Source organism: Streptomyces sp. NPDC048483, from assembly GCF_040651455.1.
Taxonomy (GTDB): Bacteria; Actinomycetota; Actinomycetes; order Streptomycetales; family Streptomycetaceae; genus Streptomyces.
The window spans coordinates 15,517-41,112 of the sequence record NZ_JBEZJZ010000033.1 but is presented as its reverse complement, the minus strand read 5'-3'; the positions used below and the strand labels follow the sequence as shown (position 1 = coordinate 41,112).

The window sequence follows — 25,596 nt, the reverse complement described above, 5'->3', positions numbered from 1 at the left end:
CGTACGCACACCCCCACCGGTCTTCCCCACCCACAACGGGGAGGGGCCGGGCCGCAGGACGGAGTCCGGAGGCCCGGTCCCGCAGCCGAACAGCCCCGCGCAAGCGGCACCGCCCGCCGCAGGCGCCACGGCGGGAAAGCCGGACGTCGGCCCAGGCAAAGCGCAGCGGACCGGCAACGGCGACAAACCCCCACGGCAGGACGGCCGAAAACGTGGGCCCCGACTCAGACCGTGGCGGACGGCTCCCGCGGATCCGTCGCCCCGCCGTCGCGCGGTGGGACCACCCCACCGGCGGCCGGGCCGGCCCCGGCCGCCGGCTCGTCGAACGGCACCCGGCCGGCCAGTACCTCGGACACCCGGGCCTTGTCGATCTCCTTGGTCCAGGTGCCGACCAGGACCGTGGCCACCGCGTTGCCCGCGAAGTTGGTCAGCGCCCGCGCCTCACTCATGAAGCGGTCGATGCCGACGATCAGGCCGACGCCGTCGACCAGTTCGGGGCGGTGCGACTGGAGTCCGCCCGCCAGCGTCGCCATGCCCGCGCCGGTGACCCCGGCCGCCCCCTTGGACGCGATGATCATGAAGACCAGGAGGGAGATCTGCTCGCCGAGGCCGAGCGGCTTGTCCATCGCCTCGGCGACGAAGAGCGAGGCCATCGTCAGATAGATCGCGGTGCCGTCGAGGTTGAAGGAGTAGCCCGTCGGGACCGTGATGCCGACCACCGGCTTGCTGACGCCCAGATGCTCCATCTTCGCGATCAGCCGCGGCAGCGCCGACTCGGAGGAGGAGGTCGACAGGATCAGCAGGAACTCCCGGCCCAGGTACTTCAGCAGGGCGAAGATGTTCACCCGGGCGACAAGGCGGAGCAGCGTACCGAGCACCACGATCACAAACAGCAGACAGGTGACATAGAAGCCGATCATGATGACCGCGAGGGACTTCAGCGCGTCCAGACCGGTCTCGCCGACCACCGCCGCGATGGCACCGAAGGCACCCACCGGCGCCGCCCACATGACCATGGCCAGTATCCGGAAGACCAGCTTCTGGAGGTGCCCGATGCCGCGCAGCACCGGCTCGCCCGCCGAGCCCATCGCCTGCAGGGCGAAGCCGGCGAGCAGGGCCACCAGCAGGGTCTGCAGCACCTTCTCCTGAGTGAAGGCGGAGACCAGGGTGGTCGGAATGATGCCGAGGAGGAAGTCCGCCGTGGACTCGCCGCCGCCCTCGGTCTGCGCCTGGCCGGCATGCCGGACCGACTCGGTCAGATGGAGCCCGGAGCCGGGCTCCAGGATGTTGCCGACGACCAGGCCGATGGCCAGCGCGACCGTCGACATCACCATGAAGTAGCCGAGTGCCAGCCCGCCGACCGCGCCGACCTTGGCGGCCTTACGGACCGAGCCGATGCCCAGCACGATGGTGCAGAAGATGACCGGCGAGATCATCATCTTGATGAGGTTGACGAACCCGGTGCCGAGCGGCTTGAGCTCGACGGCGACGCCGGGTGCGGCGAAGCCCACGATGATGCCGAGCAGCACCGCGCCGATCACTGCAAGGTAGAGAAAGTGGGTCCGGTCCCGCTTCTTGCGCGCGGACTCCTTGGTGATGCCCCCGGACGGCGGGGTCTGTGCAGCCACGGCTGCCTCCTCGGGTTACGGCTGTGCGCTGATCTGCGGCTCTGGTGCACAACAAGTCCCCGCGACTATGCACGCCGTTGTGGCGCCCGTCACCCTTACGTGCATTTCGTTCGCGCAAAAGTGACCGCACAGACGGTTACCGGGATGAGCGTGCAGACTGTTGTGTATGCAACTTCCCCGTCCCCGGCCGCCCCGGCGGCTGCGCGGCCCGCGCAGTCTGGCCGGGCAGCTGTTCGCCATGCAGGTGGTGCTGGTGGCGGCGGTGGTGGCGGGCTGCGCGCTGTTTGCGTATCTGAGCGCGCAGCGGCAGTCGGAGGAGACCGCGCGGCGGCAGACGACGGCGGTGGCCACCGCCGTCGCCGATTCCCCGGCGGTGGTGGCGGCGGCCCGTACGAAGGACCCGACGGCCGCGCTCCAGCCGTACGCCGAGCGGCTGCGGCGCGATGCGGGCGTCGACTTCGTGGTCGTGATGGCGCCGGACAAGACGCGCTGGACGCATCCGGAACCGTCCGCGATCGGCGGGAAGTACCTGGGGCACATCGGGCCCGCGCTGCGCGGCCGGATCGTCCCCGAGACGCATCTGGGAGTGCTCGGCCCGTCCGTACGGGTCGTCGCGCCGGTGCACGATCCCCGGCGCGGCGGGCGGATCACGGCGCTGGTCAGCGCCGGTATCACGGTCGAGACGATCAGCGCGCAGCTGCGGGACCAGGTGCTGGCGGTGATCGGGGTCGCGGCGGGCGCCCTGGCGCTCGGCGGGCTCGGGACGTATGTGATCAACGCCCGGCTGCGGCGGCACACCCACGGGATGAACGCCGCCGAGCTGGGCCGGATGCACGACTACCACCAGGCCGCGCTGCACGCCGTACGCGAGGGGCTGCTGATGCTCGACGGGCAGCGCAGGGTGGCCCTGATCAATGACGGCGGGCAGGAGCTGCTGGGGCTGTCGGAGGGCGCGGTGGGCCGGCTCGTCACGGAGCTGGGGCTGCCGCGGCCGCTGACCGAGGCGCTGCTCGCGCCCGGCCCGCGGGTCGACGAGCTGCATCTGACCGCCGAGCGGGTCCTGGTCGTCAACTCCTCGCCGGTCTCCGGCGGCGAGCGGCGCGGCAGTGTCGTGACCCTGCGCGACCACACCGAACTCCAGGCGCTTTCCGGTGAGTTGGACTCCGTACGGGGCTTCGCCGAGGCGCTGCGCTCGCAGGCGCACGAGGCCGCCAACCGGCTGCACACCGTCGTCTCGCTGATCGAACTGGGCCGGGCCGAGGAGGCGGTGGACTTCGCGACCGGCGAGCTGGAGCTGGCCCAGGCGTTGACCGACCAGGTCGTCGGCGCGGTCGCCGAGCCGGTGCTGGCCGCGCTGCTGCTCGGCAAGGCGGCGCAGGCCAACGAGCACGGCGTCGAGCTGACCCTGACCCCCGACAGCCGGATCGACGACGGGCTGCTGCCGCCCGGCCTGCCCGCCCGCGACCTGGTGACGGTGCTGGGCAACCTGATCGACAACGCCATCGACGCCGCCGCCCCGCCCCGAGCGGCGGTAGTCGTCTGTTCGGAGACCGCCTGCCGGGCGGGACCACCAACGGCCCCTGCCCCCGCCCACCGCGCCGCGGGGCGCCCGGCCGTACGGGTCACCGCGCGGGCGACGGACGGCGAACTGCTGCTGTGCGTCGCGGACAACGGGCCCGGGGTGGCCGCGGGCACCACGGAGGAGATCTTCCGGCGCGGCTGGTCCACCAAGGCCGGGCAGGGCCACGGCCTGGGCCTCGCCCTGGTGCAGCAGGCCGTACGCCGCAACCGCGGCAGCATCACCCTCGACCGGGCGCCGGAGGGCGGCGCACGGTTCACCGTACGGCTGCCGCTGCACCGGCCCGGCGCACGCGCCACCGGCGGGGACGCGACCGGCGGGGACGCCACCGGCGGGGACGCGACGAGAGGAGGTGCCCGGTGAGCACCCCCGACATCCGGGTCCTGGTCGTCGAGGACGATCCGGTCGCCGCCGACGCCCACGCCCTGTACGTCGGGCGGGTGCCCGGCTTCACCGTCTCCGGCACCGTGCACTCCATGGGCGATGCCCGCCGCCACCTCGACCAGCACGGCGTCGACCTGCTGCTGCTCGACCTCTACCTCCCCGACGGCCACGGGCTGCAGCTCGTACGGGCGCTGCGCGCGGCCGGGCACACCGCGGACATCATCGCCGTCACCTCGGCCCGTGACCTGACGATGGTGCGCGAGGGCGTCTCGCTCGGCGTGGTGCAGTACGTACTGAAGCCCTTCACCTTCGCCACCCTGCGCGACCGGCTCACCCGTTACGCCGCGTTCCGCGCCACCGCGGGCGAGGCCGGCAGCCAGGACGAGGTGGACCGGGCGATCGCCGCGCTGCGCGCGCCGCGGCCGGCCGCGCTGCCCAAGGGGCTGACCGCCGCCACCCTGCGCGCGGTGACCGATGCGCTGCGGGCCGCGGAGGGCGGGCTGACCGCGGCGGAGGCGGCCGCCGGTGTCGGGATCTCCCGGATCACCGCCCGCCGCTATCTGGAACATCTCGTCGAGAGCGGCCGGGCCGCGCGCGCCCCGCAGTACGGCCAGGTGGGCCGCCCGGAATTGCGCTATCGCTGGTCGGGCCATTGACCGACTGTGAGCGGTGACCTACTTTCGGCGGGCAACCCACCGTGGTTAGTGGCTAGTTGGAGGTCGTGCCGTGCGCCCCACCGCCCCGCTGATTCTGCTCACCGCCGCCATCCTGGCCGCCGGCTCGCTCACCGCCTGCGGCAGCGGGTCCGGGAGCGACCGGAACACCGTCAAGGTCGCCTTCATCAAGGACACCAACGGCAAGGTCCTGGTCCGCGACCAGTACATCGAGCTGGTGGCCCGGGAGTTCGAGAAGGCCAACCCCGGCAAGAAGGTCAAGCTCATCCCGATCCAGGCGTCGGAGAACGACTACTACACCAAGATCCAGCAGATGATGCGCTCCCCGAAGACCGCACCGGATCTGGTCTACGAGGACACGTTCCTGGTCAACTCCGACATCAAGGCCGGGCTGTTGCGCCCCCTTGACCCGTATCTGGCCACCTGGCACGACTGGGCGCAGTTCGAGCCGAGCGCGAAGACCGCGGCGAAGGCGCAGGACGGCAGGACGTACGGCGTCCCGGACGGCACGGACACCCGTGGGCTGTGGTTCAACAAGAAGATCTTCAAGAAGGCGGGGCTGCCGGCCGACTGGCGGCCGAAGAACTGGGACGAGGTGCTGGAGGCGGCCCGCACCGTCAAGGACAAGGTCCCCGGCGTCGTCCCCCTCAATGTCTTCACCGGCAAGGGCGCGGGCGAGGCCGCCGTGATGCAGGGCTTCGAAATGCTGCTGTACGGCACCGGCAAGGATCAGCTCTACGACCCCGGTACCAAGAAATGGGTCACCGGCAGCAAGGGCTTCAAGGACAGCCTGGAATTCCTCGACACCGTCTACCGGGAAAAGCTCGGGCCCGACGTCTCCGACGCCCTCAGCCCCAACATCCAGACAAATGTGGCCGCCGAACTGCTGCCCGAAGGGAAGCTCGCGATCGACCTGGACGGCTCGTGGCTCGGCCAGCAGTGGCAGAAGACGGGCGGCGGCAACCCCTGGCCCGAGTGGCCGGCCACGCTCGGGCAGGCACCGTTCCCCACCCAGCACGGCGCCCCGCCCGGCAAGGTCAGCCTGGCCGGCGGCTGGGTCTGGTCCGTACCGCAGAGGTCCCAACAGCCCGGCCTGGCCTGGAAGTTGATCAAAACTTTCCAGACGAGGAAGAACGCCCTGGAGTGGTGTGTGCGGGGCGCACAGATCGCGGTCCGCAAGGACGTCGCCGCCGACCCGCGCTATCTGAAGTCCGTCCCCCGCATCGGATTCTTCACCGGCCTGGTCAAGATCAGCCGCTACCGGCCCGCCCTGCCCGCCTACCCCAAGGTCTCCGCGGCCATCGGTGAGGCAATGGAGGCCGTCACCGCCGGCACCGCCACGCCCGGCCGGGCGGCCAAGGACTACGACGAGCAGCTGGCATCCCTCGTGGACGGCCGGACCGTCGCCAAGCCATGAGCGGCGACAAGTCCGCGCGCCCGGCGGTCCGTACGGCCGTGCTGCGCTGGTCCCCCCTCGCCCCCGCCACCGTCCTCCTGCTGCTCTTCCTCGCCGGCCCGATCGGCTACTGCGTCTACATCGCCTTCACCAACACCCAGCTGACCGGCCAGGAGTCGGCATCCTTCGTCGGCCTGGCCAACTTCCGCCGCGCCTTCGGCGACCGCAATTTCCTCAACGCGGTCGTCCTGACGCTGGTGTTCACCGTGCTCTCGTCGGTGCTCGGACAGAACACCCTGGGGCTGGCGCTGGCCGGGCTGATGCGGCGCGCCTCGCGGCCGCTGCGGTCCCTGACCGGCGCGATCGTGATCACCGCCTGGGTGATCCCGGAGATCGTCGCCGGCTTCCTCCTCTATACCTTCTTCGAGCGCCGCGGCACGCTCAACGCCCTGCTGGAGTGGCTCCATCTGCCCACCCAGAACTGGCTGTTCACGCTTCCCATCCTGGCGGTGTCGTTCGCCAACGTCTGGCGCGGCACCGCTTTCTCGATGCTCATCTACTCCGCGGCGCTCGACGGGATCCCCCGGGAGGTCACCGAGTCCGCCCAGGTGGACGGCGCGGGCGGGCCGCGGCGGCTGTGGCACATCACGCTGCCGATGATCCGCCGCTCCATCGGCACCAACCTGATGCTCAACACCCTCCAGACGCTCTCCGTCTTCGGCCTGATCTGGGCGATGACCCGCGGCGGGCCCGGCAACCGCAGCCAGACCCTCCCCGTGTTCATGTACGACCAGGCATTCCTGAAGTCCCTGATCGGCTACGGCACCGCGGTGGCGCTGCTGCTGCTCCTGGTGGGCGCGCTGTTCTCGGCCGTGTATCTGCGCCTGATGCGCGAGGAGGTCTGATGGACGGCCGCCCGGCCCCGAAGCGCCGACCGCCGGCCACCCGCCGGCCGCTGCTCACCCGCCCGACCGGCCGCCGCCTTGCCGCCGACGCGGCCCTGCTGGTCGTCGCGGCGGCCTTCGCGGTGCCGCTGGTCTGGCTGGTGCTGTCGTCGCTGAACACCGAGGCCACCCTGCGCGTCCGGCTGCCGGAGTCGCCCACCCTGCACAACTTCTCGGCGGTCATGAACGACGAGATCACCTTCACGCCGATGCTCAACAGCCTGCTGCTGTGCGGCGGCGCCACCCTGATCACGGTCGTCTGCGCGGCGCTGGCCGCCTACCCGCTCTCCCGGTTCCGCGCCCGCTTCAGCCGCCCGTACCTGCTGACCGTCCTGTTCTCGACATGTCTGCCGATCACCGCGGTGATGGTCCCGGTCTACGCCCTGTTCGTGCAGGTCAACCTGATCGACACCAGGTACGGCACGGCGCTGTTCCTGGCTGCCGCCCAGCTCCCGTTCGCCATCTGGCTGATGAAGAACTTCATGGACGGCGTCCCGAGGGCCCTGGAGGAGGCGGCCTGGACGGACGGCGCCTCCTGGTCGCAGACCCTGCTGCGGATCATCCTGCCGCTGATGGGCCCCGGCTTCACCGTCGTGTCGATCTACACCTTCATCATGATGTGGGGCAATTTCTTCGTCCCCTTCATGCTGCTGCTCTCCCCCGAACAGCTGCCCGCCTCCGTCAGCGTCTTCACTTTCTTCGGCAACGAGGGCAGCGTGGCCTTCGGGGAACTGGCCGCGTTCTCGATCCTTTACTCGACGCCGGTGATCCTGCTCTATGTGCTGATCGCGCGGCGACTGGGCGGCGGGTTCACGCTGGGCGGGGCAGTGAAGGGGTAGCGGACAGCTGCGATCCGTCACCCGTAGGAAGCTACGAGTTAACAACTTGTTCATATGCCCAATAGGTGGGAAAGCGCCACGTCACTTACCGTGTGCCAGTGAACACGCACGTCGGGGAGCCCCGCAGGCCCCCATTCAACGCCGAGGCCGCCCGCCGGTGCCGCGAGGCCCTCGGTATGACCCCCGCCCATGTGGCGTACGGGATGGCGGCCGCCTACGGCCTGCGGATCTCGCCCGCCATGGTGGCCTCCTGGGAGCGGGGTGACAGCGCCCCCACGGAAACCGAGCTGACCGCACTGGCGGGTGCGCTGTGGTGCGCGCCCGGGGAGCTGCTCGGGGCGCCCGGCACTCTGCGGGAGTACCGGCTGGCGGTCGGGCTGGCGGCGGCCGATCTGGCGCTGCGGATCGGCATGGACCAGCAGGCGTACGAGCAGCTGGAGGACGGCGGGAAGTGGACCGGCAACGAGCGCCAGGCCGCGGCGCTCGGCGAGGCGCTGGAGCTGCCGCTGCCCGCGCTGATCCGGTTCACCGGGCAGGACGCCAAGCTCACCGAGATGCTGACCAGCGCCGTCACCACGCGCTGGCAGGCCTATGTGCGGCCGGTCGGCAAGCTCGTACCGCTTCCCAAGGAGCGGATCCAGACCGTGCTGCGGGAGCTGCAGGACGACTATCAGGCGAGCATCACCGGCACGCTCAGCTGGGGCGACGGGGCCGGTTCCGAGGAATCCGGCAAGGCGGGGCGGGCGTTCCTCGACGGGATCCTGGCGGCGTTCTGGGAGCGGATCGAGGGGCGGCGGTCCTGAGGACGCCGGGACCGGCGCCGGGGCCGACCGCGATGCCGACCCTGAGACGGACCCTGAGATTCTGCGCCGCGGCGTATCGGCCGAAGGTCAGACGCGGGTCCCCCCACGGTAGGACGCACGGGGCCGGCGTCGCACCTGCGGCCGGTCCGGCATTGGGTCCCTCGGACTGACGACCGGGCTGACCTGCGGATTCGAGAATAGGGACATCGATTCGACCGTCACCGTTCAGGAGTCCCCGTGTCCCACGCGGCCGCTGTTTTTCCCGGTTCCCCCGGTTCCCCCGGTTCCCCCGGTTCCCCCGGTTCCCTTGCTTCCCCCACCTCCACCGTCGCCGCCCGCGCCACGGACCTGAGCAAGCTCTACGGCGAGGGCGAGACGCGCGTGGTCGCGCTGGACTCCGTCTCCGTCGAGTTCGGCAAGGCCCGGTTCACCGCGATCATGGGCCCGTCCGGCTCCGGCAAGTCCACGCTGATGCACTGCATGGCGGGGCTGGACGGCATCTCCGCCGGCTCCGCCCGGATCGGCGACACCGAGCTGGCGTCGCTGAACGACCGGCAGTTGACCCGGCTGCGCCGCGACAAGATCGGCTTCATCTTCCAGGCGTTCAATCTGCTGCCGACCCTGACCGCACTGGAGAACATCACGCTGCCGATGGACATCGCGGGCCGCCGGCCCGACCGCCAGTGGCTGGACACCGTCATCGACACGGTGGGCCTGTCCGGACGGCTGTCGCACCGGCCGGCGCAGCTCTCGGGCGGCCAGCAGCAGCGGGTAGCGGTCGCGCGGGCGCTGGCCGCCCAACCGGAGATCATCTTCGCGGACGAGCCGACCGGCAATCTCGACTCCCGGTCCGGCGCCGAGGTACTGGGCTTTCTGCGCGAGTCGGTCCAGGCGATGCAGCAGACCGTGGTGATGGTCACCCATGACCCGGTCGCCGCGGGCTATGCGGACCGGGTGGTCTTCCTCGCCGACGGCCGGATCGTCGAGGAGCTGCACGAGCCGACCGCCGACGCCGTCCTGGACCGCATGCGGCTGTTCGACTCCAAGGGCCGTACGAGCTGACGCGGGCGCGCCCCGCCCCGTACCGCACCCGCCGACCCCGGCTCCCGCCTCCGCCTCCGCGCACCCGGACTCCACGACTCCAGGACTGACACCACCACCATGCTGCGAACCGCCCTGCGCAACGTCCTTGCGCACAAAGCCCGATTGATGATGACCGCGCTCGCGGTCCTGCTCGGCGTCGCCTTTGTCGCCGGCACCCTGATCTTCAGCGACACCGTCGGCGAGGCGGTCAAGAACGCCTCCGCCAAGAACCTCAAGGATGTCGCCGTCTCCGTCCAGGCGACCAGCGACCCCGAAGCGCCCGACGCCGCCGGCGCGGACAAGGACGGCAAGCGGGCCACCGCCCTCGACAACAAGCTGGCGGACCGGATCCGGGCGCTGCCCGGGGTGGCCTCCGTACGGTCCGATGTCACCGGCGAGGCGACCCTCGCGGGCAAGGACGACCAGCCGGTCGGGAACGGCTGGCAGAACCGCGCGGTCAACTACCAGCCGGGCAAGGACGGCAAGGACAGCCGCTATCCGCTGGCGGCGGGGCGCGGTCCGGCCAACGGGAAGGAAATGGCGCTGGCCGAGAGCACGGCCAAGGCCGCCGGGTACCGCATCGGCGACACCGTCCGGTTCGCGACCGACGGGCCGGTGCTGACGAAGAAGCTGGTCGGGCTCGTCGCGACGGACGACCCGCAGGTGACCGCGGGCGGCAGTCTGGCGCTGTTCGACACCGCCACCGCGCAGCAGCTCTTTCTGCATCCGGGGCAGTTCGACGAGCTGGTGGTGGCGGCCACGCCCGGCACCGACCAGCGGGCGCTGACCGCGAAGGTCCGCGAGCTGCTGCCCAAGGACCGCGCCGAGGCGACCAGCGGCAGTGAACTCGCCGCCCAGCAGGCCAAGATGATCGCCCAGCAGAACAGCGCGCTGAGCAAGACCCTGCTGACCTTCGCCGGGATCGCCCTGTTCGTCGGGGTGTTCATCATCGCCAACACCTTCACCATGCTGATTTCCCAGCGCAGCCGTGAGATCGCGCTGCTGCGCGCGGTGGGCGCCTCGCGCCGGCAGGTCGTGCGCTCGGTGCTCGCCGAGGCGGGGCTGCTCGGGCTGATCTCCTCGGTCGTCGGCTTCGCGCTCGGCCTCGGGATCGCGGTGGGGCTGCGGGCGGTGCTCGACGCCAATGGCGCAGGCTTCCCGGACGGGCCGGTCATCATCACGCCGCCCACGGTGCTGGCCGCGCTCGCCGTCGGTGTCGTGGTGACCGTACTGGCCGCCTGGCTGCCGTCCCGCAAGGCCGCGAAGATCGCTCCGGTCGAGGCGCTGAGCACCGTCGAGGCGCCGCCCGCGCCGCGCAGCCTGGTCGTGCGCAACTCCCTCGGCGCGGTGATCACCGGCCTGGGCGTCGCGGTCATGCTCTGGGTCTCCACCCTGGATTCCAGCGACGATCTGCCGCTCGCCATGGCGGGCTCGATGCTCACGCTCATCGGCGTGATCATCCTGGCGCCGCTGCTGTCCCGGCCGCTGGTGTCGCTGGCCGGGCTGGTCACCACCCGGCTGTTCGGCATCGGCGGCAAGCTGGCCAAGGAGAACGCGCTGCGCAATCCGCGCCGTACGGCCGCCACCGCGTCCGCGCTGATGATCGGCCTCACCCTGATCACCGGGATGACGGTCGTCGGGAACTCCGCGCAGCGCGGCATGGACAAGATGGCGGCCAGCGATCTGACGGCCGACTACAAGATCGAGACCGCGACGTATGTCGGGCTGGACCCCGAGCTGTCCAAGAAGGTGGCCAAGCTCCCCGGAGTCGAGGCGATGGCCGCCTTCCAGGGGACGGGCATCAGCAGCGACGGCGGCTTCGGCTATCTGCGCGGCACCGACCTCTCTCAGATCGACAAGGTCACCCGGATCTCCTTCAAACAGGGCTCGCTGGACGCGGTCCGGGCCGGCGGGATGGCGATCTCGCAGACCTGGGCCAAGCAGCACGGCTGGCAGGCCGGTGATGTGGTGAATGCCGAGTTCAACGACAAGAAGAAGGCGAAACTGAAGATCGCCGCGGTCTACGCGGACAACGAGACGCTCGGCGACGGCTTCGCCGACATGTCCCTGCTCGGCCCGCACGCGGACCGGGCCAAGTACGACGAGCTGCTGGTCAAGACCACCGGCGGCGGCTCCCCTGAGCTGGTCAAAGAGATCCGGCACGCGCTCGGCGACAGCCCGCTGCTGAAGATCCAGAACCACGACGACATGCGCAAGGAGAACGCCGGGCAGATCGACACCATTCTGAACATGGTCTACGGCCTGCTGGGCATGGCCGTGATCATCGCGGTGGTCGGCGTCGTCAACACCCTGGCGATGTCGGTGTTCGAGCGGACCCGGGAGATCGGGATGCTGCGCGCGATCGGGCTGGCGCGCAGCGGCATCAAGCAGATGGTGCGGCTGGAGTCGGTGGTCATCTCGCTGTTCGGCGCGGTCCTCGGCATCGGCGTGGGGATCTTCCTGGCCTGGGCCGGCGGCAGCCTGGTCGGGTCGTCGTTCCCCACGTACGAGATGGTGCTGCCCTGGGGCCGGCTCGGCCTGTTCCTGCTGATCGCGCTGGTCGTGGGGGTGCTGGCCGCGCTGTGGCCGGCCCGCCGGGCCGCCCGGCTGAACATGCTGGAGGCCATCGGCGCGCAGTAGGCCCGTAGGGCACCGGCCCGTAACGCACCAGAAGGCGGCGCGCCCACCGGCGCGCCGCCTTCCGTGTGGTGATGCGGAGTCAGAAGACCGACTCGGCCTCGTCCATCCGGTTCGCCGGCACCGTCTTCAGCTCGGTGACCGCCTCCGCCAGCGGCACCATCGTGATGTCCGTGCCGCGCAGCGCGGTCATCCTGCCGAAGTCGCCGCGGTGCGCGGCCTCGACGGCGTGCCAGCCGAAGCGGGTGGCGAGGACGCGGTCGTAGGCGGTGGGGGTGCCGCCGCGCTGGACGTGTCCGAGGATGACCGGGCGGGCCTCCTTGCCCAGACGCTTCTCCAGCTCATGGGCGAGGGCGTTGCCGATGCCGGAGAACCGCTCGTGGCCGTAGAGGTCGATGGCGCCCTTCTTGTAGTCCATGGTGCCGGGGGCCGGGTGGGCGCCCTCGGCGACGCAGACCACGGCGAACTTCTTGCCCCGGGCGAAGCGTTCCTCGACCATCGCGACCAGGTCGTTGACATCGAATCCCCGCTCCGGCAGGCAGATGCCGTGGGCGCCGCCGGCCATCCCGGACTCCAGCGCGATCCAGCCCGCGTGCCGGCCCATGACCTCGACGACCATCACGCGCTGATGCGACTCGGCGGTGGTCTTGAGGCGGTCGATGGCCTCGGTCGCGACGCCGACGGCGGTGTCGAAGCCGAAGGTGCGGTCGGTGGAGGAGATGTCGTTGTCGATGGTCTTGGGCACACCGACGACCGGGAGCCCGGCGTCCGAGAGCATCCGGGCGGCGGTGAGGGTGCCCTCGCCGCCGATCGGGATCAGGACGTCGATGCCGTAGTCCTTGGAGTGGTCCTTGGCGTCCTCGCAGGCCTCCTGGAGCCGGGCGCGCTCCAGCCGGGACGAGCCCAGGATGGTGCCGCCGCGGGCGAGGATGCCGCTGACCGCCTCGAGGTCGAGTTTGCGGAAGCGGCCGTCGAGCAGGCCGGCGAAGCCGTCCTCGAAGCCGATGACCTCGTCGCCGTGGCCGGTGAGGGCGCGGTGGACAACAGACCGGATCACAGCGTTCAGGCCGGGGCAGTCGCCGCCTGCGGTGAGGACTCCGATACGCATCGTGCTGTGTCTCCTGTGCTCGCTGTCGGTTCCTGACCCGGTCCGATTGTTTCACGGTCGGACCGGCTCCGGGCTCACACACCGGCCCCACCCCTACTGTCCCCGTCCCGGCCGGACAAGGGAAACTGGAGGAGCGACCTAGCCACACCCACAGGTATTGTCAAGAGGGGCAAGCCCACAATAATGGCTGAATTTGACCTTGCGAGCAGGGACGGAGAGCACGCGTGACGCGCAGCGTGTACGTGACCGGGATCGACCGAGGAGACGGCCGCCAGGTCATCGAGCTGGGAGTCATGGAGCTCCTGACCCGCCATGTCGACCGGGTGGGCGTCTTCCGCCCGCTGATGCACAGCGACGGACCCGACCGGCTCTTCGATCTGCTGCGGGCCCGGTACCGGCTCGCCCAGTCCCCCGACACCGTATACGGCATGCGGTACGACGAGGCCGCCGCCCTCCAGGCCGAACGCGGCACCGACGAGCTGGTCTCCCGGCTCGTCGACCGCTTTCACGCGGTGGCCAGGGAGTACGAGTACGTCCTGGTCCTCGGCTCGGACTACGCCGACACCAACCTCCCGGCCGAACTGGCCCTCAACGCCCGCCTCGCCAATGAATTCGGCGCCGCGGTGCTGCCCGTCGTCGGCGGCCAGGGCCAGGAGGCCGATTCGATACGCGCCGAGGCCCGTAACGCCTACCGCGCCTACGCCTCGCTGGGCTGCGACGTCGTCGCCATGGTCGTCAACCGGGTCGCCCCCGAGCTGCGTACCGCCGTCGTCGACCGGCTCGCCGCGCGCCTGCCGGTGCCCTGCTACGCGCTCCCCGAGGAGGGCTCGCTCTCCGCACCGACCGTCGCCCAGATCGTGCACACCCTCGGCGCCGAGGTGCTGCTCGGCGACGACTCCGGGCTCGCCCGGGACGCCCGTGACTTCGTCTTCGGCGGCGCCATGCTGCCGACCTTCCTCAAGGCGCTGACCCCCGGCTGCCTGGTGATCACCCCCGGCGACCGCGCCGACCTGGTCATCGGCTCACTGGCCGCGCACAGCGCCGGCGCCCCCCCGATAGCCGGCGTGGTGCTCACCCTCGACGAGAAGCCCGGCCCCGACATCATGGCGCTGGCCGAGCGGCTGGCCCCCGGCACCCCGGTCGTCTCCGTACCCGGCGGGTCCTTCCCGACCGCGGGCGAGCTGTTCGCCATCGAGGGCAAGCTGAACGCCGCCTCGCCGCGCAAGGCGGAGACCGCGCTCGGCCTGTTCGAACGGCATGTGGACACCGTGGAGCTGACGAACCGTATCTCCGTCGCCCGCTCCGGCCGGGTCACGCCGATGATGTTCGAGCACGAGCTGATCGAGCGCTCCCGCTCCGGCCGCCGCCGCGTCGTCCTGCCCGAGGGCAGCGAGGAGCGGGTGCTGCGCGCCGCCGATGTGCTGCTGCGCCGCGACGTCTGCGACCTCACCCTGCTGGGCGAGGAGGAGTCGATCCGCAAGCGCGCCGCCGACCTCGCCATCGACCTGGCGGGTGCCCAGATCATCGACCCGCAGACCTCCGAGCTGCGCGAACGGTTCGCCGAGCTGTATGCGAAGCTGCGCGCCCACAAGGGCGTCAGTTACGAGCTGGCCTACGACGTCGTCGCGGATGTCTCGTACTTCGGCACGCTGATGGTGCAGGAGGGCCTGGCCGACGGCATGGTCTCCGGCGCGGTGCACTCCACCGCCGCGACCATCCGCCCGGCCTTCGAGATCATCAAGACCATGCCGGGCGCCCAGATCGTGTCGTCCGTCTTCTTCATGTGCCTGGCCGACCGGGTCCTGGTCTACGGCGACTGCGCGGTCAACCCGGACCCGAACGCCGAGCAACTGGCGGACATCGCCATCCAGTCGGCCACCACCGCCGCCCAGTTCGGCGTCGAGCCGCGGATCGCGATGCTCTCGTACTCCACCGGCACCTCCGGCTCCGGCGCGGACGTCGACAAGGTCCGCAAGGCCACCGAGATCGTCCGCGAGCGGCGCCCGGACCTGCTGGTCGAGGGGCCGATCCAGTACGACGCGGCGGTGGACTCGGCGGTCGCGCAGACCAAGCTCCCCGACTCCGACGTCGCCGGCAAGGCCACCGTGCTGATCTTCCCGGACCTCAACACCGGCAACAACACCTACAAGGCCGTCCAGCGCTCGGCCGGTGCGGTCGCCGTCGGCCCGGTCCTGCAGGGTCTGCGCAAGCCCGTCAACGACCTCTCGCGCGGCGCCCTCGTCCAGGACATCGTCAACACCGTCGCCATCACCGCCATCCAGGCCCAGGGCGCCCGGCCCGGCGCCGGACACTCCGCCTGACCTCCCCTCACCGGAAAGCCGTACATGACTGCCACCGCCTCCCGCGTCCTCGTCCTCAACTCCGGCTCCTCGTCGGTGAAATACCAGCTGCTCGACATGACCGACGGCACCCGGCTCGCCGTCGGCCTGGTGGAGCGGATCGGTGAGGAGACCTCGCGCCTGGCCCACACCCCGCTGGCCACCGGCGGCGACAAGCGTGAGACCGAGGGCCCGATGGCCGACCACGGGGCCGCGCTGAAGGCCGTCGCCGCGGAGCTGGCCGCCGACGGGCTCGGCCTCGACTCCCCGGAGCTGGCCGCGATCGGGCACCGGGTGGTGCACGGCGGGCTGAAGTTCACCGAGCCGACCGTGATCGACGATGCGGTCCTCGAGGAGATCGAGCGGCTGGTGCCGGTCGCGCCGCTGCACAACCCGGCGAACATCACCGGCATCCGGACCGCCCGGGGCCTGCGCCCCGACCTGCCGCAGGTCGCGGTCTTCGACACCGCCTTCCACACCACGATGCCGGAGTACGCGGCCCGCTACGCCATCGACGTCGAGACCGCCGACGCGCACCGCATCCGCCGCTACGGCTTCCACGGCACCTCGCACGCCTATGTCTCCCGCAGGACGGCGGCGCTGCTGGGCAAGGCGCCGCAGGACGTCAATGTGATCGTCCTCCACCTGGGCAACGGCGCCTCCGCGTCGGCCGTCCAGGGCGGCCGGTGCGTGGACACCTCCATGGGCCTGACCCCGCTGGAGGGCCTGGTCATGGGCACCCGCTCCGGTGACATCGACCCGGCGGTCACCTTCCACCTCAAGCGAGTGGCGGGGATGTCGGAGGACGATGTCGATGTGCTGCTCAACAAGAAGAGCGGGCTGATCGGGCTCTGCGGCGACAACGACATGCGGGAGATCCGGCGCCGTATCGACGAGGGCGACAAGCGGGCGAAGCTCGCGTTCGACATCTACATCCACCGGCTGAAGAAGTACATCGGCGCCTACAGCGCGGTGCTCGGCCGGGTCGACGCGGTCGCCTTCACCGCGGGCGTCGGCGAGAACGCCGCCCCGGTGCGGGAGGCCGCCATCGCCGGCCTGGAGGAGATGGGCATGGCCGTGGACGCAGCGCTGAACGCCGTACGGTCCGACGAGCCCCGGCTGATCTCGCCCGAATACGCCCGGGTTGCGGTCGCCGTGGTGCCCACCGACGAGGAACTGGAGATCGCTCAGCAGACATACGCCCTGGTCAACGCCTAGGCGTTGGTGTTTCCGCCTACCGGAATATTCCGCTCCGAAACAAACCGATAGGATTAAGCCATGCGCCGTTCCAAAATCGTCTGCACCCTGGGCCCTGCCGTCGACTCCTTCGATCAGCTCAAGACGCTGATCGAGGCCGGTATGAACGTGGCCCGTTTCAACATGAGCCACGGAACCCACTCGGAGCACGAGGAGCGGTACCACCGCCTCCGCAAGGCTCAGGAGGAGACCGGCCGCGCCATCGGCGTGCTGGCCGACCTCCAGGGCCCCAAGATCCGGCTGGAGACCTTCGCCGACGGGCCGGTGGAGCTGGTACGCGGCGACGAGTTCGTCATCACCACCGAGGACGTGCCCGGCGACAAGACCATCTGCGGCACGACCTACAAGGGCCTGCCCGGTGACGTCTCCAAGGGCGACCCGGTCCTGATCAACGACGGCAACGTCGCCCTCCAGGTCGTCGAGGTCGACGGCCCCAAGGTGCGCACCATCGTCATCGAGGGCGGGGTCATCTCCGACCACAAGGGCATCAACCTGCCCGGCGCCGCGGTGAACGTCCCGGCACTGTCCGAGAAGGACATCGACGACCTCAAGTTCGCCCTGAACATGGGCTGCGACATGGTCGCGCTGTCCTTCGTCCGGGACGCCAAGGACGTCCAGGACGTGCACCGCGTCATGGACGAGGTCGGCCGCCGGGTCCCGGTCATCGCCAAGGTCGAGAAGCCGCAGGCGGTCAACAACATGGAAGAGGTCGTGATGGCGTTCGACGCCGTCATGGTCGCCCGTGGTGACCTGGCGGTGGAGTATCCGCTGGAGAAGGTCCCGATGGTGCAGAAGCGCCTGGTGGAGATGTGCCGCAGGAACGCCAAGCCGGTGATCGTGGCGACCCAGATGATGGAGTCGATGATCACCAACTCGCGGCCGACCCGCGCCGAGGCGTCCGACGTCGCCAACGCCATCCTCGACGGCGCGGACGCGGTCATGCTCTCCGCGGAGTCCTCGGTCGGCGCCTACCCGATCGAGACCGTCAAGACGATGTCGAAGATCGTCGAGGCGGCCGAGGAGGAGCTGCTGTCCAAGGGCCTGCAGCCGCTGGTGCCCGGCAAGAAGCCGCGTACGCAGGGCGGTGCGGTGGCCCGCGCGGCGTGCGAGATGGCGGACTTCCTCAACGGCAAGGCGCTGGTGGCCTTCACCAAGTCCGGTGACACCGCCCGCCGGCTCTCCCGCTACCGCGCGGCCCAGCCGATCCTGGCCTTCACCACCGAGGCCTCCACCCGCAACCAGCTGGCGCTGAGCTGGGGCGTGGATGCCTTCGTCGTCCCGCACGTCGACAACACCGACGCGATGGTCGACCTGGTGGACGCCGAGCTGCTCCGGCTCAAGCTCTACAGCAAGGGCGACACCATGCTGATCACCGCCGGTTCGCCCCCCGGCGTCCCCGGCACCACCAACATGGTGCGGGTGCACCACCTGGGCGGCCAGAGCGCCTGACGGACGCCCGGCACGACGAAACGGCTGTGGGCCGCCCCCCTCAGGGGGGCGGCCCACAGCCGTTTTCCGCCGGTTCTCCCGGTCAGTCCTCGATGGTCACATGCATGCCCGGGACGTGGAGGTTACCGCCGAACTGGCCCGCCTGGTCCAGCTTCACCTTGGTGAAGTAGGCGAACGAGACATTGATCGGCGGCGGGTGCTCCGGGTCGAACACGATCGGGATCAGGCCGAAGAGGTTGCCCTGCAGCCGCTCGGTGTACAGGGTCACCTTGCCACCGCGGATCGTGGACGTGGACCCGGGTGTGGACCGGACGTGGTACTTCTTGCCGGATGCCGGGTCGTCGACGATCTGGTGCAGATCGCCGATGTCGATGGTGTCGGCGGTGAACTTCAGAGCCTGCTTGGTCTGGCCGTTCTGCGTGGTGACATTGACGACGCCCGCGTAGTCCAGACCGCGCAGGGTGAGCCCGCTGGACTCCAGGTGCCAGGGGGCATCGGGCAGGGTGACGGGCGTCTGCTCGTCCTTGCCCTTCTGCGTGTTCTTGACGACACAGGGGAACGCCTTCTTGCCGTCGGCATCCTGGCCGTCCAGTCCGCCGCCGGGCAGGGCGTTGTCCACCGTGCCGATGCCGCCGTGGACGGTGTCGTTGGCCGCGCGGGCCGGGTCCTTGACGGCCCTGGTGGCGCCGTCCTTGAGACCGTTGAGCGTGTCCGAGACCTTGTCGGTCCCGGACCCGGATTCCTTGGCAGTGGAGTCCTTGGCCGTGGAGTCCTGGGACGCGGACGGCGACGGGCTCGGCGTGGCCGCCGGCTCCTCGGACTCCTTGTCGTCCGGGGTGAAGACGTCCTTGACCTTCTCGCCCAGACCGGCCAGACCACCCAGCAGACCTCCGCCGTCGTCCTTCGTCTCCTCGGAGGCCGACGGCGACGGGGTCGCGGAGCCGGAGGGCTCGTCGGTCTTCGCGGAGCCGGAGGGCGTGGGCTCGGGCGACTTGCCCGCGTCCGGGGTGGCCGAGGGCGAGGCGGAGGGCTTGGCGGACGGCTTGGCGGCGTCCTCCTTGGCCTTCGCGTCCTCCTTGGCCTTGGCCTCTTCCTTGGCCTTGGCGTCCTTCTGCTCCACCTTGTCCGGGGCAGTGACGCACGGGCCGTCCTTGTACGGACTCTTGGGCGCAGGCTTGGCTATCGCCATCTGGGGCGTGAGCCCCATTCCCATGAGTACGGCGGACGGCATGGCGGCGATGGCTATCGCCTTGCCCGCGGGCACGTGGAGCCGAGTCAGCAGCGGCTTCCTCGGCGCCGCGTGCCGCGGCCCGGTTCTCTGCCCGGCGGCTGCGTTGTCGTGCAGCTCGTCACCCGGCACGGTGCCTCCCGTTCGTTCCGTTGGTCGGGCTCGTTCCTGACAGGTCGTCCAGTCCGAAGCCCAACCCGGAACCGCCGCCGGTGGCCGGTGCGGAGTTCGTGGCGACCACCGGTCCGGCGATCACATCGCGGGCCGGCTCACCTGCATCACCCTCGGCCTTCGGCTCGCCCGGTGCCCAGGCCACGGCCAGCGCACCGCCGAGCAGCCCCATCAGGTAGCCGATCAGGAAGCCGCCGAAGTTGGAGACGACCAGGGAGACCAGGGAGAGCAGGATCGCCGCCACACCCGCGAAGACCCGCGAGACGGGCTGGAACCACATGGTGAGACCGAGCACGACCAGCAGTACGCCGATGATCAGCGAGCCGGCGCCGGCAGTGGTCGCCATGCTGAGGGTCATGCCACCGAGCGAGAGATGCGCGTAAGGGAAGTACATGATCGGGACCCCGCCGAGCAGAGCCAGCAGGCCGCCCCAGAACGGACGGCGGCCGCGCCATTCCTGGAACGAATGACGCTTGTGGCCGATGGTCTCGATCAGCCGTGGTCGCGTGTCGGCGCTCATGTTGTACAGCTCCTCGGGACTGGCAAATCGGTGGTACTGAGCTCGAGTGCTACATGGTGCAACCGGCGTACGGGCACGGGGCACGGCGCTGGCCGCCGTACAGCTCACCCCGCGCCCGCACGCTCAGTGCGTCAGTAGCACTCGTTCTTGCCCTTGGCGACGCTCATCTTCAGGCCGCTGAGCTTGAACGTGCCGGCCGTGGTGGCCCAGGCGCGCTGCTTGACATTGGTCAGCGTGGCCGACTCGGCCTGCTGGGCGAACGAGCCGGGGTCGGCCTTGTCGCCCTTGTGCATGCCCGGACCCTTGGTCGTCGAGCCCGCAGCAACACCGATGTCGATGTTGTTGAAGGTCGCGTCCGCGTCCAGCTGATCCAGATCGATGTAGAGGTTCTTGGCCTCCACCGGGGTGCCGCCGCCACCGGCGGTCAGCTTCATCGACACATCGCCGAACACCGGGACCGGCACGACGACGGACTGGCACAGGTTCTTGATCTTGGCGCTCGAGAACCCCGAGACCGCCACCGGGACCTGCTTGCCGCCCTTCTGGGCGTCAATGGCTCCGTACTGCACGAACCCGGTGCCGTCCAGGCGCTCGGTAGCAACCTTGAACTGCTGGCCGGACACGCTGAACGATGCCGCGAGCGCGCCCTGCGAGAGGGCTACACCGATCGCTGCCGTCGCAGCAACGCTCGGCACCATGACGACGGCGAACCGCTTCCATCTGGTCCCGCCACGAGCCAGGGACTCCATGACTTTCCTCCTTCTCGGACGTACATCTCCGGTACCCGCCCTCTCAGTTGAGAGCAGCCGCACCTGGGATGGGAGAAGTGCTACGTCCTCGGGAAGGAGAGCGCCCGACCTCGGAGGCGTTGTTGCGTTCCGATGACCGGCGATCACCCCCGAGCGACAACCACTGGCCACGCTCTCGCGCAACCGCACTGGACAGGCCCTGCCGGATGGGGCAGAGACCCCCCTGTCCAAGGCCGGCGCTCACTGCCGCCGGCCACTCGGTGGGGACCCAAGTACCCCGCGGCTCCGACCGGATGCCGGGCTGCGGGAAGGGACCGAGCGTGGCCGATCGTCGTGCATTCGGAGCCGCCGCACAAGGGGCTCGTTACTTGCGGGTAACGGACCGATAACCGAGCCGCGACGCACTGAAACCGGACGGCCACACACCGTCGCACTGACGGTGACGGAACATCGGGCAATTACGGTCACAACACCGCAAGAATGGCGGCCGGACTTACTCCAAGTAACAGCGCCTACGATTACCAAGATTTGGTAAAGCGTAGGCGCCATTCCGTTTGGCGAGACACCTCGAGGAAGGTGTGAAGGTCAGACGGGTCCGGCCGGAGCCGGCCCGTTCACCCGAGCGTGGGTCAGAACAGCACGCGGGCCAGGGCGGTGCGCCCGGCGGTCACCCTCGGGTCATCCGCACCGATCACCTCGAACAGCTCCAGCAGCCGCACCCGCGCGGCCTCCCGGTCCTCACCCGAGGTCCGCTTCACCGCGTCGACCAGCCGCCCGAAGGCGTCCTCGACATGCCCGCCGATCAGGTCGAGGTCGGCGGCGCGGATCTGCGCCTCGACGTTCGCCGGGTTCTCCGCGGCCTCCCTGCGCACCGCCTGCGGGTCCAGGTCCTGCACCCGGCGCAGCAGCTCGGCCTGCGCCAGGCCCAGCTTGGCCTCCGGGTTGGCCGGGTCGTCGGCGAGCACGTTCTTGTACGCCTGGATGGCGCCGCCGAGGTCGCCGGAGTCCAGCGCCTGGCTCGCCGCCTCCAGCAGCGCGTCGTACGGGCCGACCGGCTCCGGCGCCGCCGCGGCCTCCTCCGGGCCCTGCTCGGCGGCGTCGACCGGCGCGCCCACGATGCCGAACTGCTGCTCGGCGGCCTGCACCAGCTGGTCCAGCACCTGCCGGATCTGGGCCTCGGGGGCGGCGCCCTGGAACAGCGGGATGGGCTGGCCGGCGACCACCGCGAAGACGGCCGGGATGCCCTGCACCCCGAACTGCTGGAAGAGCGTCTGGTTGGCGTCGACGTCGATCTTGGCGAGTACGAACTTCCCGGCGTACTCGGTGGCGAGGCGCTCCAGCAGCGGACCCAGCTGCTTGCACGGCTCGCACCACTCGGCCCAGAAGTCGATGACGACCGGAACCTCGGTGGAGCGCTGCAGGATGTCCCTTTCGAACCCTGCCTCGTCGACGTCGAACACCAGGCGGGCGCCGCCCGCGGGTGCCTGACCGGTACGGGCCGCCTCGGCGCGCGCGTGCTCGGCCTTCTGCTTCGCTTCCCCGGCCGCCTTCACCGCTGCGAGGTCGACGACTCCACTCATGGACATGTTGCGTGGCTGCATGAGTCCATCCTCCCCCCTGGGCGCCTTGTTCCGAAAAGCGATGCGGAAATTACGGCGGGATGGCACCGTCGTGCCTGCCGTCGCAGCTGCCGCCGGGCACCCCCACCGCACGTCCGCCCCGCCGGAATGCGGACGTACGTCCGGGAAGGTGCCCGAGCCGGTCCCGAGGAGGACCGTGGTGTGGTCCCGAGGAGGACCGCTTCGTGCGGCCGTGGGTCCCCACCCACGGCCTGTGGTTGTCGCCGCGCGAGCCCGTACCCATCGAGCTCTTACGCTACGACCCGTAGCGTAACTGGCCGCGGCCCCCGCCCGGCACCCCGCCTCGGCCCACCACGACGTGATCTGCCTCACGATCCTCGCCGCCGGGCCGCCTACCGGCCGGTATGGTCGCCCGCATGCACGACTCCACCAGCCCCCGGAAAGGCCGCACCGGCCGCCCGCGCAGCGCCGAGGCCGACCGCGCGATCCTCGACGCGACCCGCGCCGCGCTCGTCGACCTGGGCTGGGGAAAACTCACCATGGGCGATGTCGCGGCGCGGGCCGGCGTCGCCAAGACCACCCTCTACCGCCGCTGGGCCAACAAGAACGAGCTCGTCGTGGACGCCGTGGCGGTCCTCTTCGACGAGCTCGAACTGCCCGACCGGGGCTGTCTGAAAGACGACATCGAGGGCGTGGTGCTCCAGTTCGGCGCGCTGCTCGCCCGGCCCGAGACCAAGACGGCGCTGATGGCCGTGGTCGCCGAGTCCACCACCGACGACGCGCTGCGCGAGCGGATCCGCTCGGCGATCGTCGACCGCCAGAAGCGGCTGGTCGTCCTCGGCCGCGAACGCGCCCAGCAGCGCGGCGAACTGCCGCCCGACAGCCCCGGCCCCGAGGGTGCGCTGGCCGCCGCGCAGGCCGTCGGCCTGATCTTCGACGTCATCGCCGGCGCGATCGTCCACCGCACCCTGGTCAGCTCCGAGCCGGTGGACCCCGCCTGGGCCCACCAGTTCTCGACGGTGCTGCTGACCGGCCTGGTCGGGCTGGGCTGACGGGCCGGACGGGACCTCAGACCTGGTAGCGGTCGGCCGCGAACAGCCGCACATTCTCGGCCACCCACGCCGACGTCCGCGCCAGCCCCTCCTCCAGCGACACCCGCGGCTCCCACGACGCCCACTCGCGCGCCCGCGAGTTGTCCGACAGCAGCCGCTCGACCTCGCTCCCCGAGGGCCTCAGCCGCGCGCTGTCCACCACGACCTCCGCCTCCCGCCCCGAGGCCGCGATCAGCGCCTGGGCGAGCGCACCGATGGAGATCTCCCGGCCACTGCCGAGGTTGACGACCCGGCCCAGCGCCCGGTCGCAGTCCGCCATCGCCAGAAAGCCCGCCGCCGTGTCCGTCACATAGGTGAAGTCGCGGGTCGGGGTGAGCGAACCGAGCTTGATCTGCCGGGCGCCGGAGTGCAGTTGGGCCAGGATCGTGGGGATCACGGCACGCGCCGACTGCCGGGGGCCGTAGGTGTTGAAGGGCCGCACGACCGTCACCGGCAGCTCGAAGGCGTGCCAGTGCGACAGCGCCGTCATATCGGCGCCGATCTTCGAGGCGGAATACGGCGACTGGGGCTGGAGCGGGTGCTCCTCGCTGATCGGGGCCGTCAGCGCGGTCCCGTAGACCTCACCTGATTCCTCCGAGGATCCCCCCCGCTTCAGCGGGGGGAGGAATTTGACTCCTGCGGAGCAGGGGCAGGGATAGCCAGATCGCCGTCAGGGCGATCCGGCGTCCACCCCGAGACGGGGTGAGGCAGCCCGCAATGATCAAGAGCTCTCAACTGTCAGTCCTCCCGGATAGGTTCGGGTTCATGACGACACGAGCGCAGACGGCGGAGGGGGCGGGGCATGCCCGGTACACCTTCCGTGTGCGTGTGTCGTCCACGGCCCGCACGCTGCTTGAAGCGGAGTGGGCGCGGTGCAGGTGGTTGTGGAACGAATGCGTCGCCAAGTCGAAGGCCGTGCACGCGCACAACCGGGCGACCGGCGAGAGCGTGACGTGTGGTCCGGCGCGGCTCGACAAGATGCTGACCGAAGCCCGCGCCCGTACCCCGTGGCTCGCGTCGGGGGCGTCGGTTCCTCAGCAGCAGCTCATTCGCGACTTTGCGAAGTCGCGGGCCAAAGCCTTGAAGGACATCAAGGCTCGGCTGCCGATGCAGCAGCGGGCCGGGATGCCCCGCTTCAAGAAGAAGCGGGATGCCGATCCGAGCCTGAACTACACCCAGCGCGGCTTCCGCCTCAAGGACGGCCGCCTGCACGTCGCCGGCGGGATCGTGCTGGGCGTGGTGTGGTCGCGGAAACTGCCCACGCCACCGTCCAGCGTGCGCGTGTACCGGGACAGTCTTGGACATTGGTACGCGTCGTTTGTGGTCGCCACGACCACCGAACAGCTTCCCGAAACCGGCGCCGTGATCGGCATCGACTGGGGCGTGAAGGAGACGGCGACCACCACCAGCGACGACCACGACCTTCCCCATGCCCAGCACGGAAAGAACGCCGCGCAGAAGCTCGCGCGGTACCAGCGGATGATGGCGCGCCGTAAGCCGAAGCGCGGGCAGCCCGCGTCGAAGGGCTACCGGGAAGCGAAGCGGCAGGCCGCAAAGGTCCACAAGAAGGTGGCCCGGCAGCGTGAGGACACCGGCCGCAAATGGGCCAAGCGCGTGGTCCGCGACCACGACGCTTTGGCCGTCGAGGACTTCAAGCCGAAGTTCCTGGCCAAGTCGACCATGGCGCGCAAAGCGGCCGACGCCGCCATCAGCGCCACCAAACGCGCCCTGGTCGAGATGGGCCGCAAGCACGGCCGTGCCGTGCACCTGGTCCACCCCGCGCACACCACCATGGACTGTGCGCAGTGCGGAGCGAGAACCAAGCACGCACTCCCCCTTTCCGAGAGAACGTATGCCTGCACCGCGTGCGGAGCCGTATCCCCCAGGGACAAGAACTCCGCTCGCGTGATGTCCCCCAGCTACCGCTGGGAGGTGCCCCCAGGTCCGGGCTGGTCTTCAACCCGGCTGGTGCTGATCGTGTAAGACCTGCGCGCCCGCCGGGCCGCAGGCAACGTGAGCCAGGAATCCCCCTCGTTTACGAGGGGGAGGAGTCAAGACAGAGAGTGGTGTGCGCATGGCCGCCACGCTCGCCAAGCGCCGTAAGAAGCTTCTAAGAGAGCCGTTTGGGAGCCTAGGG

Annotated in this window: 18 protein-coding genes and 2 pseudogenes; 13 read left to right on the top strand and 7 right to left on the bottom strand. The window is 70.3% G+C overall.

The features are described 5' to 3' along the window. Nucleotides 1-224: 224 nt before the first annotated feature. Nucleotides 225-1,628 carry a cation:dicarboxylase symporter family transporter gene (locus tag AB0D04_RS19070; protein ID WP_362704396.1) on the bottom strand — a complete coding sequence of 468 codons (1,404 nt, stop codon included), beginning with the start codon at nucleotides 1,626-1,628 and terminating at the stop codon, nucleotides 225-227. Between the two features lie 166 nt (nucleotides 1,629-1,794). Here AB0D04_RS19070 and AB0D04_RS19065 point away from each other — a divergent pair, with 166 nt between their 5' ends. The 8 genes from AB0D04_RS19065 to AB0D04_RS19030 all read left to right on the top strand — a co-directional run bounded on the left by AB0D04_RS19065 (nucleotide 1,795) and on the right by AB0D04_RS19030 (nucleotide 11,970). Next, a complete protein-coding gene (locus tag AB0D04_RS19065; RefSeq protein WP_362704394.1) occupies nucleotides 1,795-3,570 on the top strand; it encodes a sensor histidine kinase in 1,776 nt (591 codons plus the stop codon). Beyond that, nucleotides 3,567-4,247 carry a response regulator gene (locus tag AB0D04_RS19060; RefSeq protein ID WP_362704392.1) on the top strand — a complete coding sequence of 227 codons (681 nt, stop codon included), beginning with the start codon at nucleotides 3,567-3,569 and terminating at the stop codon, nucleotides 4,245-4,247. Before AB0D04_RS19065 ends, AB0D04_RS19060 begins: the two co-directional genes overlap by 4 nt. Before the next feature lie 70 nt (nucleotides 4,248-4,317). Next, the gene (locus AB0D04_RS19055; RefSeq protein ID WP_362704390.1) at nucleotides 4,318-5,682 is read left to right on the top strand and encodes an extracellular solute-binding protein; all 1,365 of its coding nucleotides are present in this window, start codon (nucleotides 4,318-4,320) and stop codon (nucleotides 5,680-5,682) included. Continuing rightward, nucleotides 5,679-6,566 carry a sugar ABC transporter permease gene (locus AB0D04_RS19050; RefSeq protein WP_362704388.1) on the top strand — a complete coding sequence of 296 codons (888 nt, stop codon included), beginning with the start codon at nucleotides 5,679-5,681 and terminating at the stop codon, nucleotides 6,564-6,566. Before AB0D04_RS19055 ends, AB0D04_RS19050 begins: the two co-directional genes overlap by 4 nt. Further along, nucleotides 6,566-7,444 (top strand): carbohydrate ABC transporter permease, encoded by an 879-nt coding sequence (locus AB0D04_RS19045; protein WP_362704386.1) that lies wholly within the window; start codon nucleotides 6,566-6,568, stop codon nucleotides 7,442-7,444. The genes AB0D04_RS19050 and AB0D04_RS19045 overlap by 1 nt, the downstream gene beginning before the upstream one ends. A gap of 92 nt (nucleotides 7,445-7,536) precedes the next feature. Next, a complete protein-coding gene (locus AB0D04_RS19040; RefSeq protein ID WP_362704384.1) occupies nucleotides 7,537-8,247 on the top strand; it encodes a helix-turn-helix transcriptional regulator in 711 nt (236 codons plus the stop codon). 348 nt (nucleotides 8,248-8,595) lie between these two features. Beyond that, nucleotides 8,596-9,309: an ABC transporter ATP-binding protein gene (locus tag AB0D04_RS19035; RefSeq protein ID WP_362704464.1), complete on the top strand. Its 714-nt coding sequence runs from the start codon at nucleotides 8,596-8,598 to the stop codon at nucleotides 9,307-9,309. Nucleotides 9,310-9,408: 99 nt separating this feature from the next. Further along, nucleotides 9,409-11,970, top strand: a complete 2,562-nt coding sequence (locus AB0D04_RS19030; protein WP_362704382.1) for an ABC transporter permease — start codon at nucleotides 9,409-9,411, stop codon at nucleotides 11,968-11,970. Nucleotides 11,971-12,049: 79 nt separating this feature from the next. On the opposite strand, the gene AB0D04_RS19025 is transcribed toward AB0D04_RS19030, so the two are convergent. Next, entirely contained in the window at nucleotides 12,050-13,075 is a 1,026-nt protein-coding gene (locus AB0D04_RS19025; protein ID WP_362704379.1) for an ATP-dependent 6-phosphofructokinase, read from the bottom strand. A 224-nt stretch (nucleotides 13,076-13,299) separates the two neighbouring features. On the opposite strand from AB0D04_RS19025, the gene pta reads away from it, so the two are divergent. The 3 genes from pta to pyk are packed head-to-tail and all read left to right on the top strand — an operon-like array spanning nucleotide 13,300 to nucleotide 18,120. After that, complete coding sequence (gene pta, locus AB0D04_RS19020) at nucleotides 13,300-15,396, top strand: phosphate acetyltransferase (protein WP_362704377.1); 2,097 nt, start codon at nucleotides 13,300-13,302, stop codon at nucleotides 15,394-15,396. A 24-nt stretch (nucleotides 15,397-15,420) separates the two neighbouring features. Next, nucleotides 15,421-16,632: an acetate kinase gene (locus AB0D04_RS19015; RefSeq protein WP_362704375.1), complete on the top strand. Its 1,212-nt coding sequence runs from the start codon at nucleotides 15,421-15,423 to the stop codon at nucleotides 16,630-16,632. A 60-nt stretch (nucleotides 16,633-16,692) separates the two neighbouring features. Next, a complete protein-coding gene (gene pyk, locus AB0D04_RS19010; protein WP_362704373.1) occupies nucleotides 16,693-18,120 on the top strand; it encodes a pyruvate kinase in 1,428 nt (475 codons plus the stop codon). An 82-nt stretch (nucleotides 18,121-18,202) separates the two neighbouring features. On the opposite strand, the gene AB0D04_RS19005 is transcribed toward pyk, so the two are convergent. From AB0D04_RS19005 to AB0D04_RS18990, 4 genes are all read right to left on the bottom strand, one after another. Then, entirely contained in the window at nucleotides 18,203-19,480 is a 1,278-nt protein-coding gene (locus tag AB0D04_RS19005) for a hypothetical protein (RefSeq protein ID WP_362704372.1), read from the bottom strand. Beyond that, nucleotides 19,470-20,039, bottom strand: a complete 570-nt coding sequence (locus AB0D04_RS19000) for a DUF6114 domain-containing protein (protein ID WP_362704370.1) — start codon at nucleotides 20,037-20,039, stop codon at nucleotides 19,470-19,472. The genes AB0D04_RS19005 and AB0D04_RS19000 overlap by 11 nt, the downstream gene beginning before the upstream one ends. 131 nt (nucleotides 20,040-20,170) lie before the next feature. Beyond that, nucleotides 20,171-20,788: a DUF6230 family protein gene (locus AB0D04_RS18995; protein ID WP_362704368.1), complete on the bottom strand. Its 618-nt coding sequence runs from the start codon at nucleotides 20,786-20,788 to the stop codon at nucleotides 20,171-20,173. Between the two features lie 629 nt (nucleotides 20,789-21,417). Then, entirely contained in the window at nucleotides 21,418-22,389 is a 972-nt protein-coding gene (locus AB0D04_RS18990) for a tetratricopeptide repeat protein (protein ID WP_362704366.1), read from the bottom strand. 395 nt (nucleotides 22,390-22,784) lie between these two features. Between AB0D04_RS18990 and AB0D04_RS18985 the strand changes: the two genes are divergently transcribed. Then, on the top strand, nucleotides 22,785-23,420 hold the full coding sequence (locus AB0D04_RS18985; RefSeq protein ID WP_362704363.1) for a TetR/AcrR family transcriptional regulator: 636 nt from the start codon (nucleotides 22,785-22,787) through the stop codon (nucleotides 23,418-23,420). Between the two features lie 16 nt (nucleotides 23,421-23,436). Here the strand turns inward: AB0D04_RS18985 and AB0D04_RS18980 are convergent. Then, nucleotides 23,437-24,042, bottom strand: a pseudogene (locus tag AB0D04_RS18980) (GDP-mannose 4,6-dehydratase); the annotation flags it as partial. 182 nt (nucleotides 24,043-24,224) lie between these two features. On the opposite strand from AB0D04_RS18980, the pseudogene AB0D04_RS18975 reads away from it, so the two are divergent. Then, a pseudogene (locus AB0D04_RS18975) lies at nucleotides 24,225-25,450 on the top strand (transposase); the annotation flags it as partial. Between the last annotated feature and the right edge of the window lie 146 nt (nucleotides 25,451-25,596).